Consider the following 15,603-nt stretch of genomic DNA (forward strand, 5'->3'; position numbering starts at 1 on the left):
GTCGGCATGGCATTCCATCCAGGTTCTTCCATGCAGATCGCCGTCTTCAGCGCCCGACCCTACGACCGTCGCTTCCTGGACGAAGCCAACCTGCGTGAGGCGGCGGGGCAGGGTTACACGTTCATCTACTTCGATGCCGCGCTGGATGTGCATACCGCAGCGCTGGCACAGGACTGCGCCGCGGTCTGCGTGTTCGTCAACGATCGGCTGGATGCGCAGGTGCTGCGCGCGCTGCACGCGTTGGGCGTGCGTGCGGTGCTGTTGCGCTGTGCGGGCTTCAACAATGTGGACCTGGCCGCTGCGAAAGCGCTGGACCTGTTCGTCGCGCGGGTGCCGGCGTACTCGCCCGAAGCCGTGGCCGAGCATGCACTGGCGCTGGTGATGACCCTCAACCGCCAGACCCATCGTGCCTACAACCGCGTGCGCGAAGGCAACTTCATGCTCGACGGCCTGCTTGGACGGACCCTGCATGGCCGCACGGTCGGTATCGTCGGTACCGGCAAGATCGGCCTGGCCACCGCGCGCATCTTCAAGGGCATGGGTTGCACGGTGCTGGGGCACGACCCGTACCCGTCGCCGGCCTTCGCAGGTATCGGCGAGATGGTGGCGCTGGATGAACTGCTGGCGCGCGCTGACATCGTCTCGCTGCACTGCCCGCTGACGCCCGATACCCAGCACCTGATCAATGACGCCTCGCTGGCGCGGATGAAGCCGGGCGCGATGCTGGTCAACACCTCGCGCGGCGGATTGGTGGATACCCATGCAGTGATCCGCGGGCTGAAGTCGCGCCGGCTCGGCCACCTGGCCATCGACGTGTACGAGCAGGAAAGCGCGCTGTTCTTCCAGGACCTGTCCGGCGAGATCATCGACGACGAGGCCTTCCAGCGCCTGATGACCTTCCCCAACGTGCTGGTGACCGGCCACCAGGGCTTCTTCACCGTGGAGGCGCTGCAGGAGATCTCGGCGATCACGCTGGGGAACCTGCAGGATTTCGCGGCTGGGCGGGTGTGTGCCAACCGGGTAGAGGCGGACTGAGCCGGGTGGATTGACCGCCGGGGCGCCCAGCCCGTAAAATCGCGGGCTCCGCCGGAATAGCTCAGTTGGTAGAGCGGCGCATTCGTAATGCGTAGGTCGTAGGTTCGATTCCTATTTCCGGCACCAGTTTCAAGGTTGCAAAAAGCAGTAAAATCAAGGGGTTGGCCGGGTATCCGTCCAGCCCCTTTTTCTTGCCACCCCCAGTCCACCCCGGGAAAAACAGGGATTTCCAGGGATCGTTTTTCCCCACTTTTTCCCCAGCCCATGAACGGAATGCTGCACATCTTGCGCACCATGTTCCCCGACAAGCCGCTCTTGTCGGTCGAAGACGTGGCGCGCGTGCTCAACCGAACGGGGGCCGGCGGCTACGAGCAAACCCGCGAGCAACTGGCGGCCGGCGTCATCGTTCCCGGCCTGCGCAAACTGGGCGGTAGTTGGCTGGTGCCGGTGACCGCGCTCGCCGAGGCGCTCGACGGGCTCACAGACACCGACGCGGCCGGGCAGGCCACCCCAAAGGCCCACCCAGCCCGGCACACGGTCACCCGTGCCAACCCCATCGTGCCGCGCAAGGGGGGGCGGGTTCCTGACCGGGCCAAGCACATGGCACTGGCCGACATGACGTCCCTGGCTTTTGCGTTGGCCACCTTCGATGCAGCGGAGTTTTGGGGCGAGGTGCTGGCCGTGCTGGGGCAGCCCTTGCCGCGCCCTGCGCTGACCGCAACGCCCGCCGACTGCTTCGCCGAGCTTCAGCCCTGGGTGCGGCAGAACGGGCGTTTGGTGGGCCATGTGCAACTGCTGCCCATCGAGGAGCGCGACAGGGCCCTGGCAGAGGGCGAAATCTGGGAGGCCCCCCTGGCCGAGGCGCTGCTGGAGCCTTGGACCAGCGTTGCGGCGCGCGAGCCATTCGATGACGCGATGGAGGCGGCTCAGTCCGCGTTCCAGGCGGCGTGGAGGGAGGTCCGCAACCAAGCCCGTGCTCAAGGCTTGGACGACGGTCTGCCGCCCGCGGCGGACCCAATCACTCGCACGCCGTTCCGCTTCTAAGCATCTACAGTCCCCACCGATCCTAGTGGTTGCCCCGTATGTCGTTTGATTCGAAAGCAAAGACCGAAGCGGCGCTGATCCGTCGCTATGCTGACCGCTACGGGCACGTGGATGACACGTTCGCGGGCGGGTGGGGGGTAACCTGGGGAAAGTTGCTGCGCGCTCTGGACAAAGAGCTGGCCGATGAGAAGAAGCAACGCCAGGAACTGGGGGCTGGCAAGCGGGAGGCGGTGTGGATGGACACATGGACCGCAGCCGAGGCCGCGGGCCTGCTGAACATGACTTACGAAGCCTTCAACGCGTGGGCTCGCAAGGTGGGCGTGGTGGTGGACAAGCCGGGGCAGGCACGCACCCACGCAGCCATATCGTTGGTGGACCTTCTCGACGCCCTCGAGGACGAGAAAACGCGTCCGGCAGGGCGCCCATGGCGGGACGCGAGGGAGCCAGGCCATCTCTTGGGGGCCACGCGAACGTTGCCGGAAGGCTTGGCGACGTTTCGAGAGCAGCTCAATGGCGACCTCCTGCTCACGATTGGGGTCGATGAGCGAGGCGAGCGGGTGGTGGCGTCGGTAAGACCTGGTCAAACCTTGGGCGCGAAGGATCACATTCGGATGTTCTTCCGAGGCAAGAGCATCGCTGAGGTTGATCAACACAACTACTTCAAACTCGAGGTCGAGAAGTGCGGACTGGCCGAAGCGTTCGGCATGCCTTGGGCACAGCCCGCACTGAAAGGCGCGTTGCTCCAATGCCACAAGGACTGGCTGGGTGCCGTTTCCGACTTCATGGCGTGGGAGGAATCCCTGGCCATCAAAGACGCATCGGAAGCCCGGGCTGCATTCGATGCCGAAGAGGACCCGCAGGCCGCGCCAGCCATGGTGCTGAAAGCGCGCGAAGCAGAGCGAATGAAGGACGCGAAGATGGCGCTCACGGCTCGTAACGAAGCAAGGGCGGAACTGCTGGACGTCTCGCTTCCGGCCCCTGCCCCGAGCAGAAAGGGAACGCCCTTTTAGACGGCCCTTCAGGGGCGCAACGCCCCTGTCTCGCCGGCTGCCCGCCGGCTCGGTCGTGGAGAGATAAAAGCGGGGAGGCAGCGGCTTCCGCCGCCGCCCCAGCGTGGCTGGATGAATGAGGATTCAGGTCCAAGAGGGGAGGCCCTCTTAGGGCATCGAAGCGCGCGGATCGTGACTGGAAAATGGAGCCACACCAGCACGGAGACAGTCATGCAACCGCTCATCCTCTCGCTCGACCCCTCGCTCTTGAACCAGTTCTCTAACGTGACCTCGCAGGCCCTCGCGGACGCCCTGGCCGACGTTCTGCCCCACGCGTTGGGCGTGCTTGCCGCCGACACCAGCACGTCGGTCAACGTGCCCAACCGCGACCTGCGGGGCGTGCCCTCCGGCCAGGTGCTCACCCTGCAGCTGGCAACGCTGGACGCCTTCCTCGACGTCCAAGACGCCGCCAACGGCTAAGCCAGCAGCGCAGCGGTAGCCCGGGGCCAGGTCTGGCCCAACCCCTCAACCCTTTTCGCGAAACGCGGCCGACCAGCCGTGCTGGCGGAGCTTTGCCCCAAAAAACTCAAACCTGGAGATTTCCCATGAACGTTGTTGCTCGCCCCCTCCCTGTTTCGACCAAGCCGAAGAAGCCCGCGAAGAAGCCCAAGCAGACCAGGCTTTCGCTCGCCGTCGCCAACAACGTTGGTTACGACCGGGCGCCGGAAGGCATCACGACCGAAACCTGGCTCACCCCGCCGGAGATCGTCCACGGCCTGGGTCCGTTTGACCTGGATCCCTGCATCCCGCAGCAGGGCATGCCCTGGCGCACGGCCACCCGGATGCTGAAGCCCAGCGACGACGGGCTCAAGACGCCCTGGCCAAAGTCGGCGTTTGTGTGGATGAATCCGCCCTACGGCGGGCACAAGAACAGCCCGACCAGCCAGCACCGCTGGATGGAGAAGGCCGCCGAGCATGGCAACGGGATTGCCCTTGTGCTGGCGCGGATGGAAACGAGCTGGATGCAGGAGTCGGTGCTCAACCACCCCAGCGTTTCAGCGGTGGTGTTCACGAAGGGGCGTCTGTCGTTCTGCCGCCCGGATGGGACCCTGGGCACGAGTTGCCCGGCGGGATCGGTGTTCATCGGCTACGGTGCTGCAGCCGCGCGCAGGCTCAAGCGGGGAGTGGAGTCTGGCCTGATTCGCGGAACCTACCTCGACATGGCCCACGTGAGCCGGGTGGCGGGCGCTGACGTGGGGGCGGCTAACAATGAATGAGGTCACTGCGCTTGTGAAGGCCATCCGCGCCATTCCTTCCACTCCTGGCAAGCCGTGGAATCCGCGGGTTGCATTCGAAACGTTCGTTCAGCACGCACTGATGTCAATGGCACATATCCACGCAGACACCAAGGGTCACCTCGACACCAAAGTCCTTGCTTTTGGACCCTTGAAAAAAAATGTCGAAGAAGCGCCTGAAGTGGTAGCAGCCATCAACGCTTACATCAAAGCGGTCTTCGCAAGCAGGCCGTTTGACGATGTCCTGGGACGGGTCCATGCCGAGCTGCTGGCCAGGAAGGGTGGAGAAGGGCTGGGTCAGTCTTTCACTCCCGGCGATCTTCTCGATCTGGTTCAAGCCCTTGCCACCAGGCATCGGCCTGGTGGGAGCGGAGCCAAGGTCTACGACAGCTGTTGCGGCGCGGGTTCGCTTGCCCTTGCCGCGATCAGGAGTCAACTGAAACACCTTCCAAGCGAAAAAATCCTGGTGCTGGCGGGTGACATCGATCCGTTGTGCGCAGCGATGACGGCTTTGCAGATCCACGCGAATCAAACGTTTCATTTCCTGCCGCTTGGGGCGGTCAAAGTCACGGTGGGGAACGAACTGACCGGTCCCAGGCGCCCCGGGTTTTGGTCCCACTTCCACCTCTACGAGTAGAGGCCGGAGGCCCGCCTTCCCTCTTCAAGACTCGGCGGCGAGCAGCCGCCGGCTCTTGCTCCAAGCCGCTTTTGCTTTTGCTCTTCAACCCGCAGAAACCGGGTAACAAGTGCTTGTTACCCCGCTTTCATGAAAGCCGTTCCATACGAAAAATAATCCAACCGTATCGGTTTGTTAGGAAAGACTGCTGGTTAACGCTCCTGCTGGTTAACGCCAAAACCGTTAACCAGCATACAAACCAGCAGCAAAACCCTTGCCACGTAAGGCTTTGAAGGCTCCTGCTGGTTTGCTGGTTAATTTTTTCACTTTTTCTCTGCAACTATAAAATGTTAAGAGTGAGTGAAAATCTCTCGACCAGATGAGACGTTGGCGCGTAGCGTAAACCTGTTTTTTTAACCAGCAAGCCAGCAGCTAGCTTATTTTTTGAACAAAAACGAGATTAAACAATCACTTGGAAGGTTTTTAGTTGCTGGTTTGGCTGCTGGTTTAAGAAAAAACAGAAAACCAGCAGGAAAGTTAACCAGCAGCTAAAAAATATTTCTGGGAAAGGGGCTTGACGGTTTCAAGAAACCTGCTTTCTTGAATGTATTACGGATGCAACACGGAGAACCCATGAGCACGCAGCAGAACCAAACCCCACGCAAAGACCCTTTCAATGCCCGCATGGAAAGGGCGTTGATTGAGCGGCTGAAAGCCGAAGCCAAACGCTCGGGGATCTCGCCCAGCGAGAAACTGCGCCGAATCCTGGACAACGCGTTGCCGCACGTCGCCTAACCCCACAAACGCGAAACCCCGCCTGGCAGGGCGGGGAGTCGTTGGAGCCAACAACAATGTCTACAAACAATCTCGCCCAAGATCCGTCGGTCGTCAACCCCCCAGAGGTTGCTTTTCTCATCGAAAAGCACTGGGAGAAAAACCGTCGGGATTACGCCAGCAATCTCAAGGTTGAACAACGCGCCTTGGATCGCCACAAGCAAACCAAGCTCAACAAAGGCGAGCTGCGCCCGGAAAGCCTGGACTTCCTGTTCGCTCGCCACCTCCAGCTGGGGCTCGACGGGCACCTCTGGGCCAGCGTCCGCGACGAATCCGCGACGCAATCGACGCTGGTCTACCGCTGGAGTGCAAACCACTGGGCGTTGGTTCACCGCGGCCTCGGCGACGGCCTGGCGTCCGACTGGCTCGATGCCAATATCCCGGCGAAGGCCAGCGACAAGCTCGCCTCCAGCTGCTGGGCCTACGCCCGGACGCGGTTGGGTCAGCAGAGCGCGCTGCCGCAACTGGAACCCAAGCGGGCGGTGGTCCCGTGCGCTGACGCTTACCTGGAAATCACGGCAGATGGCATTCAAGCGCTGGAGCCCAAGCCGCGCTATGGCATGACCCACGCCCTGAACATCGCCACGGGCGCCACGCCCGGCCAGCGCTACATCCCCAGCTCGGTGCCCGCCGACAGCCTGCTGGGCAAGTTCCTGGCCCATGCGCTGCCGGACGAGGGCGTGCGTGCCTTGGTGCAGGAACAATGCGGCATGACCTTGCTGCCCGGTTCCTACCAGATTGCAGCGTGGTGGCACGGGGCCGCCGGCAGCGGCAAATCGACGCTCGCCGAATGCGTGGAAGGCGTCCACAACAAGGTGGCTCGCTTGGACTTGGCCACCCTGGGGGACACGTTTGCGCTCGAAGGCATCCTCGGCAGCCAGCTGATCCTGGTGGATGAGGTGGAGTGCGAGAAGTGGAAGGAAGGCACGTTCAAAACGCTGGTGAGTGGCAACGGGATCGGCATCAACCGAAAACACCTCTCCGTTCTGAACTACCACTCCAAGGCCAAGTGGATCATCAGCAGCAACAGCGCGCCGTTCTACCGCGACAAGTCCGGTGGCGTTGCCCGACGCCTTTCCATCGTGGAGTGGGCCAACGTCATCCCGGAAAAAGACCGCGTGGAGGACTTCAGTCGTAAGTTGCTGGAGGAAGAAGGCCAACTGTTCCTCGATTGGATGCTCGAAGGCGCCCGCCGAGTCGTGGCCCGCGGTCGCTTCATGGCCGACCACGAGCTCCCGGAGGCTGCGCGTGCTTACAAGCAGGCCGTCATCCACAACGCCGATTCCATCGCCGCCTGGGCCCATGCCGACCGCGTGCAGTTCGGTGCCGCCGCTGGCAGTGAGCAGTGGCAAAGCGTCAAGGCCATCCATGCCCGCTATGTGGCCTGGTGCGAGAAGAAGGGCTTTGAACCGGAGGAAATCCTCTCGCAGCGCCAGTTCACCCGCGGCTTGAAGACGGCTGGACACCTTCGTGGGCGCCCGTCGAACCGCCGCATCCATGGAGAGCAAGCGGACTGCTACCTCTGCAGCTGGAAGGGCGAGCAGACCGACGCCGAACGCGCGCAAGAGCAGGAGCTCAAGCGGCTGGAGGCCCTGACCCCAGAAGCCCGTCAAGCCGAAACTGAGCAGGTCAAGGCGGCCAACGACGCCCAGAACGCAGCACTGGCCGCCGCCGCCGAACGGCAAGATGAGCAGGATTTTGCCGAGCTGCCCGAGGCGATCCAGCACCTGTTCGGCTTTGCCAACACGCCCTACGAGCAGGTCCAGGCCGAACGCCGCGCAGAGCGGGAGCGCCAAGCCAAGAACGCCGCCGCATGGGAGAGGCAGGATCGCCGGGAGCGACAGGCGCGCGAGCAACGCAAGGCCGAAGCGGAAAAGAAGAAGGCCGGCTAACCCAGCAACGCCGGGCATTTCCGGGGCAGGCCTTTACAACCGGCGACGTTGCGCTATTGCAAAGGGGTATCCAAACCAAAACGGAGCCCCCATGCCATCGCCCAACCACATCCCCGACGACGCGTTCCCCGAATCGGCCATCAGCCCGGCCGATCTAGAGAGCCCAGAGACGCCGGAAGCGGACCCGCAATACTTGCTCGTGCAGAGCGGGTTTGGTCTCCACGTCCGTCTTGGCAAAGACGGCGACCAGGGATTGCGCAGCGAGGACGAAATCGCCGAGCTGGTGCGGCGAGCGTTGTATCACCGCAAGAGTCTGACCCTTCATATCGAGTTCTGACCCCATCCACCCACAACCACCTGTTGAGAGGCGCAGGAGGTTGAAAAAGATTTGAGGCAACCACCCATGTCCAAGTATTCGGATCTCATCCAAACCACCGCCGAGCGAATGCTCCAACTCATGCAGCAAGGCACCATCCCCTGGCGCCGCCCATGGAATGATCCCGACGCCCCGCAGAACGGCTCGATCAACGGGCCTTGGAACCCGACCACGGGCAAGGCTTATCGCGGCAGCAACACACTCATCCTGCGCGGTGCCCAACTAACCCATGGCTACCAAGACGACCGCTGGCTGACCTATCGCCAGGCCGAAAGCATTGGCACCCAGGTCAAGCGCGGCGAGAAGGGGCAGCGGATCGCCTACTGGGATTTCAGCAAGACGGGCAAGGCCAAAGACGGGGCCGAGCCGTTGACCGAGGGCGAAGAGAAGAACGGATACCAAGGGCCATCGGTGTTCGTCGCCACGGTGTTCAATGCCAGCCAAATGGACGGCATGCCCGAGCCCCCGCCGCCCTTCGTCATGCCCGAGTCGATCCGCCACTTGCGTGTGCGGGAGTTGTTGGACAAGCACCAGCCAAAACTTCATCACGACGGTGGCAACCGAGCGTTCTACTCCATCGCCGCGGATTCGATTCACCTGCCGAAGCACCACACTTTCAGAGATGACGTCAGCTATCAGGCCACGTTGCTCCACGAGTTGGCCCACTGGACCGGCGCCAAACACCGGCTCGACCGCGACCAGGCCGGTCGGTTCGGCAGCCAGGACTACGCAAAAGAGGAACTGGTGGCGGAGTTGTCCAGCCTTTTCATTTCCGAGCGCCTGGGTATTGCCCTGGGCAAGGAGCACGAAGAGCAACACGCCGCCTACCTGCAGTCCTGGATGAAAGCCCTGGCCGATGACCCCAGGACCCTGTTCCGCGCAGCCAGCCAAGCGGAGAAGGTCATGACCTTTTTGGACATCCCGGCGTTTGAACGCGAGCCGCTGCCGCAGGTCAAGAAGGAGCAGGACATGGAGCAGGGGCGAAAGACGGAAGCCGGTCGAAGGACCCCATCGCGACGCAAGGAACGCCAGGTTGCTTAGCGCAGGTAGGGGGTTGACCTTTTGAGGTTTCGAGTTAGAAATGAATGTGCTGGGGGAAGACCCGGCTGTGGTCCGATTCCTCTACTTCTAACTGAGAACTTTTCCAGGGTGAGCGGTTAGAAGGTGGTTGGGTGGTTATCCTTGCTGTATCGGTGGTTTCCGGTGGTTGCTGTCGCCGGGGTGGAAAGAATGCTTAGTTAACCGACCTGAGAAATCACTAACTAGGCACCATGTTTTTTCTTGAGCTTCTTACGCTGGGTTGAGAGGGGTGGCGAAAGCCGCCCCTTTTCTCTTTGCGGCCCCTTGCGCATCCCCCTTTCTTTGTTAAGACATGAGTATCACTCACCAAGCGGAGGAACCATGGCTGGCAACGTCTTTTCAAATCTACTTCGACCCTTCATCCGTCAAAAGGACACGGAACTACCAGGCGTGGCTTCTTCTGAGCCGCCTGAACCCCCGGTCCGGGAGCGCTTGGATGATTCAAGCCAGCGGCCAGTGGCTTCGGTGGAGCCGGTAAAAGTTTCACCCGGTGAACGTCCTCAGATGATCCCATCTTCCAATCAGACCCGGTCGGGTCAACAGAGCGCTCTGCAGGCCCAAGGGGCGATCCCATCTTCTAGTCGGACCCGGTTGGGATCGCAGAGTGCGCCCCCATCGTTCAACGATGAGGCAACGGATCGGTTGGGGAGCACTTTGGCCTTCGCTGGTCTGAAGACGAAGGGTCGCTTCGAGGACGAGGTAAGGCAGGCCATCGAAGACGGCGCCGATGTGAAAGGGTATCGCGACGCGCGCGGCGATTCCGCCTTGCATAAATGTCAGGAGCCGTGGCAGATGGAACTGCTTATCTCGGCTGGGGCGGATGTTCACGCGTTGGACAAACAAGGGCGTTCGCCTTTTGATCGCCTGTTGAGCACATACCAAAGGGAACCCGCTTGGTCCGAAAAACCTACTGCGGAAGGTTTGGCGCTGTTGGCGAAGGCCGGAGCGGATGTCAATGCCCTAAGCCAAGGGCAATCCGCTCTGCATGTTGCTGCGAAGCGAGGGCTTGAAGGCGATTGCCACATGCTTATCGATGCCGGCGCCGACGTGAATCTGCGGACGGACGGGGGAGACACCCCGCTCCACCTGGCCAGCGACCCAAGCGTTGTGCTGCGCTTGCTGGATGCCAAGGCCGATCCCTCCCTGCTGAACTCGAATGGCGAGCCAGCGCTAAAACATGATCCTATGCTTTATCGAGAAAGTATTCGGAACCACCGAGACGATTTTTCGCCGCGTGAGCGCGTCGATGCGGCGACCGACCCGATTTTCCTGGCCGAGACGCCCAGCGAGCTTGTCGCTGCGTTGGGGCAGGGCGGTAGTGTGAGGGACACCGATGCGCTGGGCCGAACCGCGCTTCATTACGTCAAAACGGGGGAGATGGTGCAGGCGTTGGTGTTGGCCGGGGCCCAGGTTGACGCAAAAGACATGGAGGGAAACATTCCTGCCCATACCGCGGACGAGCGCGCGATGGAAGAGTTGGTCGATGGGGTGGGGCGAGGCGTTCCCCAGCACCACGTAGAGAACGACAGGGGGGAAACCCCTTATGCGAGCCGGGATTACTACCACGAGGCTCGGTATTGGGATGCCGAAGCGGAAGAGCAGGCCGCGGAAAAGGCGGAGCAGACGAAGGAGGAGCAAGACCGCGTGCTCAACATTGTGGCCCTCGTTGAGGCCGGCGACGCCAAACGTCTGCTGGAGCAGGTGGATCCCAACGAAGAACTGGTCAGTCGGAACCGAACGTTCAACATCGACGGAGACGAGGGCTGGGCCTACAACAACTATGCCGGCTACAGCGTCCTCCATGAAGCGGCGAAGCAGGGAAAGACGGAACTCTGCCGAGAACTGGTGTTCGCAGGGGCGGACTGGGACAAGGGGTGTAAGCTCGTCGGCGAGCAAGGCTTTGACAACCATGTCAACGGCTTTCGAAACGAGCCTGGCATGAAGCCCATCGATTTTGCGAGCAACCGAGAGACCAAGTCGTTCTTGAACAACGCTGAGAACGAGCTGCGAGCCCACAACCGATCCAAGCTCTTGGACGAGCTTCTTCCCGCTGCCAATGCTTGGAAGCCACCGGAAGGCGGGTTTGGGGCCGACGCCCAACGGCAGGTCGGTGCGGCCATGAAGGCCCATGGGCAGGACGGCCAAACCCTGGAAGCCCCTCGCTTGCGAGCGCGCTTCTAAGGCCAAGGGAAAGGGCGGCGAAAGCCGCCTTTTCTTTTCCCGATCCCCTTGCGCAAACCAAACCGTTTGTTATGGGTAGTGCAACCCATTCAAAAAAGGAGGCCTCATGCGCGCGTTGATTCTTTCTCTGGCCCTTGCCAGCCTGCTCCCCCTTGCCGCCAGCGCCGCCGAGCCCCGTAGCGATTCGGTCGCCGTTGCCGTCGGGGTGAATGCCACCGTGATCACGCCGCACACCATCGCAGTAAGGGTCACACACGCCTGGGAGGCGTCCCCCACGGAAACCGCCACCGGGGTTCAGTCCTTCGAACCCATGGAAGCGCCGGGCCGTGGCCCATACGCGGCTTACAACTCAATCTTGAAGAAGAACCCCGCAACACGCGAAAGCGTCACGCTGTGGGTGATTGACGAGGCGCAGCGCTACTACACGCTCCGAGTGACGTATGAGCGCGTCCCATGCCGCGACACGCGAAACAACGGTGTGGATGACAGCGTATGTGCGCTGCGCATCGCTGGCCGCATTCTGCCGTTCTACATGCAGGGCGACGAGCAGGGGGCTTTTGAGGTGGGGGATCAAGTTTTTCTCCGCTCCGAAGGGACCGCGCAGCCAGTGATTACAGAGCTTGAGGCAGCTTCCGTATCCGTAGTCATCGGTGCGGGCAGAGAAAATGTAGCCGTTGGAGGGCAGCGCTGATGGCAATCTATATTATTTTTGTTCCGGTTGGGGTCTTTGTCTGGGACGGCATGGGCTCTTTGCCCCGAGAACTTTTTGAGCTTCCTTTTGACAAAGTTGCTCTCATTTCGGGGGATACAGCGAGACAGATCCTAGATGGCATGGAATGTTCCGGGGTTGCAGGAGCATTGCCGAATGACGCCCGGTTGCACGCGAAGGTCGAGCTCCCAATGGCTTGGAATCTGAAGCCCAGCCAGTGGGGCCAGCCTCTCACCTTCCAGGCGCGCCCGCTGAGGAGTCGCGCGGGAGGCCGCCCATGGTGAGCGCGATCCTTCTGCTGACCCTGCTGAGTCTCATGGTCCTGGTCCCTCTCTGGACGTTTAAGCGCTTTGGCGATGCCAAGGCAGCTTGGCAACGGGTGAGGGGCGGTGAGCGAGACGCTCGCACGCACGGCCGCGTCGTGATCCATGGCGGGCTGTTTGGAGTTGGGATGGTGGTCATCGCCGCGTTCTTGGCCCAAGCCACCTTCAGCGTCTGGCACCAGCTCGCCACCGGGGGAGGCCTGTTTGTCCTCGGCACGGTCGCGGTGCTCTGTCTGCTGGCCTTTTTCTGGGGCAAGGGGAGGTCGCGCGGATGAGTGCGTTGACGATGCTGGTCCTTTCCATGCTGGTCCTTGCTGTGTTTCTCTGCTCGGCGGCGTTTCTCTCTTTTATGATCGCGTTGACTTACCCGACCGTAAAGCAATCGCTGGCCCTATTCTGCGCCGGGAAGCGCGACGCATCGCTCTACGTGGATTTCGCGATTTTTGGGGGGATCTTCGCGGGTTGCGTCCTCACGCTCGCATTCGGGGCGGTGGTAATGGCCCTCAACATTTCCAGCGCTGAGGACGCCGCTCTATACGCGGCCACCTTGCTTAGCGCGGGGCTGGGCTACTGGGTGGGCCGATGAACCGCGAGCCTTCCACCTTGTTTGCCCCAGGCGTTCTTCCCGGGCCTGACGGCATCGAGCTGCTCCCCATGCCTGCGGAGATCCAAGCCATCTACGACGCTGCCCAACGCAACACGCCTTTCAGCATGGACGTGGACGACGCCCTGGCCGCGCACCGCCAAACGTGTGGTGAGCGGGATCAAATCGAGCACGCCCGACGGGTAGACCCGTCCGATGCCATGCCCATCGACCCGGAGGCTCGTCGCCAAGCCTATGAACGTCAGCGGCGGTATGCGATTGGCGCCGGCATGACCGCAGGCCTGACGCTTGGGGCCATCGCCCAGGCGCTTGGTGTGTCACCCTCCGAGATTCAAGGCGACCTGGCGGCGATGGATCGATGAGTCCGCGCAAAGGCTTCCTCGGCGGCCGCTCCCCGGCCCAGGTTCAATCCTGGCTGGACGAAGGGGTGAGCCAGCGCGCCCTGGCCCAACGCCTGGGCGTCACCCACCAGGCCGTGAACCGCTTCGTCCGGCGGCACCGCCTGGCGGGCTCCGGACGGCAGGCGTTCCGGGACCGCCAAGCCCGCGAGCTCGCTGAGCGTCGCCAGCAGGTGCAGCGGCTGGTCCGAGCCGGGCTGACCTCGGCCGAGGTGGCCCAGCGCTTGGGCTTGTCGCCGGCCACCATCGGCCTGGACCGCCGAGCCCTTCGCTTGGGGCGTGTCCTGAAAGGGCCAGAGCACCGCACCTTGCGCGGGCTGGCCCTGGACCAGGTTCGGGCTCGCTTGAAGGAGGTCAGCCGGGCTCACCTGGCGCGGGAACTCGGGGTGAGCAGTTCCGCCGTCTATCGCTACTGCGGGAAGGTGGGCCTCAGCCGTCCGTAGCCGAGATGCTTCTTGGCCCGCTGGTCGCTAAGTGGCCCAGCATATAGTTCGCGATCAGGCCCCGATCACGGGAAGGTTATTTCGATCAATGGCTTAGCCGCCGTTAGGCTTTGGAGCATTGGCCGAAATGCACCCGCTGAACGATACTTGGAGCCTGTTCGAGGGGATGTATTCGATGCCGCTGCTCAACTGGTCCGACCGTGACGAGGACCTAACCCGTTCCGCCCTGACGCCTTACCGCCTCCTGGAGCCGGTGGTCAGCTTGTCCTATGGGGAGGTGGACTCCCCCAACATGCTGATCGAGGGCGACAACCTGGATGCGTTGAAGGCGTTGCTGCCTTACTACGCTGGCCAGGTTGGTTGCGTCTACATAGACCCGCCGTTCAATACCGGAGCGATGTTCCCGAAATACGACGACAACTTCGAGCATTCGATTTGGTTGTCAATGATGTATGCCAGGCTCGAACTCATCCACGAGCTTGTTTCAGAGAAGGGATCTCTTTTTCTTCATCTGGACGATAACGAGGTTGACTATGCGAAGGTGATGCTGGATGAGATTTTTGGCCGGTCCAACTTCGTCAACAGGATAACTATCGCTGCCCGCTCGCCTTCTGCATTTAGCACTGTCAATCCTGGTGTATTCAAAGCATCGGAATACATTCTTTGGTATGCGAAGGACAAAGAGAAGTTTGAAGACGTAAGTGCCCGCATTCCACGCGGTGTTGACTATGCCTACAACCTTTGGCTGGAGAACCGGGATTTGCCTGAGAGTGAATGGAGGTTTTCGTCTCTTGCCGATAAATATGCTGAGGTGCCGCGGAACGCAAGGATCAAACACCCTAAGTCTATTCTCCAGCACTTCGACAAGTGGGTTCTGAAGAACTCAAGCCAAGTCTGCCGCTTGGCATCCATTAGCGACTCCGGTGCGGGTCAGGCAATCGTTGATCTAAAGAAAGAGTCTCTCACTCGACCTGGTGAAGTTCTAAAGCTGGAGCGGGGCGAATCGCTCGATACGGTCTACATCTTGGACGGTCAGCAAATCCTTTTCTACAGCAAGAACGTTGTTGAGATTGATGGAGAGCCTGTCGCCTCCTCAATGCTTACGAATATCTGGAGTGATATCTCGTGGGAGGGCATTGCTGGCGAGGGCGGCGTGACATTTAAGAAAGGTAAAAAGCCCGAGCGGCTCCTGCGTCGTTGCATTGAGTTAACGACTAAACCTGGGGACCTTGTTCTCGATAGTTTTCTTGGAAGCGGGACGACAGCAGCAGTTGCTTTGAAGCTCAATCGCAGGTTTGTTGGTATTGAGCGAGGTGACCAGGCGCGAAGCCATTGCCAAGCGAGGCTTGTATCCGTTGTGGAAGGTGAGCAATCAGGTATTTCGAAAGAAGTCGGTTGGAAAGGTGGCGGTGGCTTTCGCTTCTACAAGCTCGGCGTGCCCGTATTCGATGACCAAGGTCACATCCGCGAGGGCATCAAGTTCGAACACTTGGCCGCCCACGTCTGGTTTGCCGAAACGGGCACCGCACGCTCCACACGTGCCTCGAAGCAACCGTTCCTGGGTGAGCACCATGGGATCGGCTATTACCTGCTGTTCAATGGCATCTTGGGCGACGAGAGCAAGACCGGCGGCAACGTGCTGACCAAGCGGGTGGTGAAAGGCCTGCAGCCATTTGACGGGCCCAAGGTGATCTACGGCGAGTCCTGCGACTTGCCCAAGGAGCGGCTGGAAGAGCTCCAGATCACCTTCAAGCAAACCCCCTACGACATCAAGGCACGCTAAG

The 15,603-nt window shown here is 61.4% G+C and carries 17 protein-coding genes and 1 tRNA gene; all 18 read left to right on the forward strand.

Translation table 11 applies throughout. The features are described 5' to 3' along the window. Window positions 1-30 precede the first annotated feature (30 nt). The 18 genes from CKW06_RS06445 to CKW06_RS06525 all read left to right on the forward strand — a co-directional run bounded on the left by CKW06_RS06445 (window position 31) and on the right by CKW06_RS06525 (window position 15,602). Window positions 31-1,035, forward strand: a complete 1,005-nt coding sequence (locus CKW06_RS06445) for a 2-hydroxyacid dehydrogenase (protein WP_024957507.1) — start codon at window positions 31-33, stop codon at window positions 1,033-1,035. A 50-nt stretch (window positions 1,036-1,085) separates the two neighbouring features. Continuing rightward, a tRNA-Thr gene (locus CKW06_RS06450) sits at window positions 1,086-1,161 on the forward strand. Window positions 1,162-1,299: 138 nt separating this feature from the next. Next, entirely contained in the window at window positions 1,300-2,079 is a 780-nt protein-coding gene (locus CKW06_RS06455; protein ID WP_130519109.1) for a hypothetical protein, read from the forward strand. A 38-nt stretch (window positions 2,080-2,117) separates the two neighbouring features. Beyond that, window positions 2,118-3,089: a hypothetical protein gene (locus CKW06_RS06460; protein WP_024957509.1), complete on the forward strand. Its 972-nt coding sequence runs from the start codon at window positions 2,118-2,120 to the stop codon at window positions 3,087-3,089. A 210-nt stretch (window positions 3,090-3,299) separates the two neighbouring features. Next, complete coding sequence (locus CKW06_RS06465) at window positions 3,300-3,548, forward strand: hypothetical protein (protein ID WP_024957510.1); 249 nt, start codon at window positions 3,300-3,302, stop codon at window positions 3,546-3,548. Between the two features lie 125 nt (window positions 3,549-3,673). Beyond that, window positions 3,674-4,345: a DNA N-6-adenine-methyltransferase gene (locus CKW06_RS06470; protein WP_024957511.1), complete on the forward strand. Its 672-nt coding sequence runs from the start codon at window positions 3,674-3,676 to the stop codon at window positions 4,343-4,345. After that, on the forward strand, window positions 4,338-5,000 hold the full coding sequence (locus CKW06_RS23500) for an N-6 DNA methylase (RefSeq protein ID WP_136191691.1): 663 nt from the start codon (window positions 4,338-4,340) through the stop codon (window positions 4,998-5,000). The genes CKW06_RS06470 and CKW06_RS23500 overlap by 8 nt, the downstream gene beginning before the upstream one ends. Window positions 5,001-5,612: 612 nt before the next feature. Next, a complete protein-coding gene (locus tag CKW06_RS23505) occupies window positions 5,613-5,774 on the forward strand; it encodes a DUF3450 domain-containing protein (protein WP_136191690.1) in 162 nt (53 codons plus the stop codon). A 56-nt stretch (window positions 5,775-5,830) separates the two neighbouring features. Next, window positions 5,831-7,705, forward strand: a complete 1,875-nt coding sequence (locus CKW06_RS06480) for a DUF5906 domain-containing protein (protein WP_024957513.1) — start codon at window positions 5,831-5,833, stop codon at window positions 7,703-7,705. A gap of 91 nt (window positions 7,706-7,796) precedes the next feature. Next, the gene (locus CKW06_RS06485) at window positions 7,797-8,042 is read left to right on the forward strand and encodes a hypothetical protein (RefSeq protein WP_024957514.1); all 246 of its coding nucleotides are present in this window, start codon (window positions 7,797-7,799) and stop codon (window positions 8,040-8,042) included. Window positions 8,043-8,108: 66 nt separating this feature from the next. After that, the gene (locus CKW06_RS06490; protein WP_024957515.1) at window positions 8,109-9,122 is read left to right on the forward strand and encodes an ArdC family protein; all 1,014 of its coding nucleotides are present in this window, start codon (window positions 8,109-8,111) and stop codon (window positions 9,120-9,122) included. A 360-nt stretch (window positions 9,123-9,482) separates the two neighbouring features. After that, window positions 9,483-11,342, forward strand: a complete 1,860-nt coding sequence (locus CKW06_RS06495) for an ankyrin repeat domain-containing protein (protein WP_077684467.1) — start codon at window positions 9,483-9,485, stop codon at window positions 11,340-11,342. 106 nt (window positions 11,343-11,448) lie between these two features. Then, entirely contained in the window at window positions 11,449-12,033 is a 585-nt protein-coding gene (locus tag CKW06_RS06500; protein ID WP_024957517.1) for a hypothetical protein, read from the forward strand. A gap of 295 nt (window positions 12,034-12,328) precedes the next feature. After that, window positions 12,329-12,649 carry a hypothetical protein gene (locus tag CKW06_RS06505; RefSeq protein WP_024957518.1) on the forward strand — a complete coding sequence of 107 codons (321 nt, stop codon included), beginning with the start codon at window positions 12,329-12,331 and terminating at the stop codon, window positions 12,647-12,649. Further along, a complete protein-coding gene (locus CKW06_RS06510) occupies window positions 12,646-12,960 on the forward strand; it encodes a hypothetical protein (RefSeq protein ID WP_024957519.1) in 315 nt (104 codons plus the stop codon). The genes CKW06_RS06505 and CKW06_RS06510 overlap by 4 nt, the downstream gene beginning before the upstream one ends. Next, window positions 12,957-13,340, forward strand: coding sequence for a hypothetical protein (locus tag CKW06_RS06515; RefSeq protein WP_024957520.1), 384 nt, complete (start codon window positions 12,957-12,959; stop codon window positions 13,338-13,340). The genes CKW06_RS06510 and CKW06_RS06515 overlap by 4 nt, the downstream gene beginning before the upstream one ends. Continuing rightward, complete coding sequence (locus tag CKW06_RS06520; protein ID WP_024957521.1) at window positions 13,337-13,819, forward strand: hypothetical protein; 483 nt, start codon at window positions 13,337-13,339, stop codon at window positions 13,817-13,819. The genes CKW06_RS06515 and CKW06_RS06520 overlap by 4 nt, the downstream gene beginning before the upstream one ends. A 127-nt stretch (window positions 13,820-13,946) precedes the next feature. Then, a complete protein-coding gene (locus tag CKW06_RS06525; RefSeq protein ID WP_197697521.1) occupies window positions 13,947-15,602 on the forward strand; it encodes a site-specific DNA-methyltransferase in 1,656 nt (551 codons plus the stop codon). Window position 15,603 lies beyond the last annotated feature (1 nt).

Source organism: Stenotrophomonas maltophilia, from assembly GCF_900186865.1.
Taxonomy (GTDB): Bacteria; Pseudomonadota; Gammaproteobacteria; order Xanthomonadales; family Xanthomonadaceae; genus Stenotrophomonas; species Stenotrophomonas maltophilia.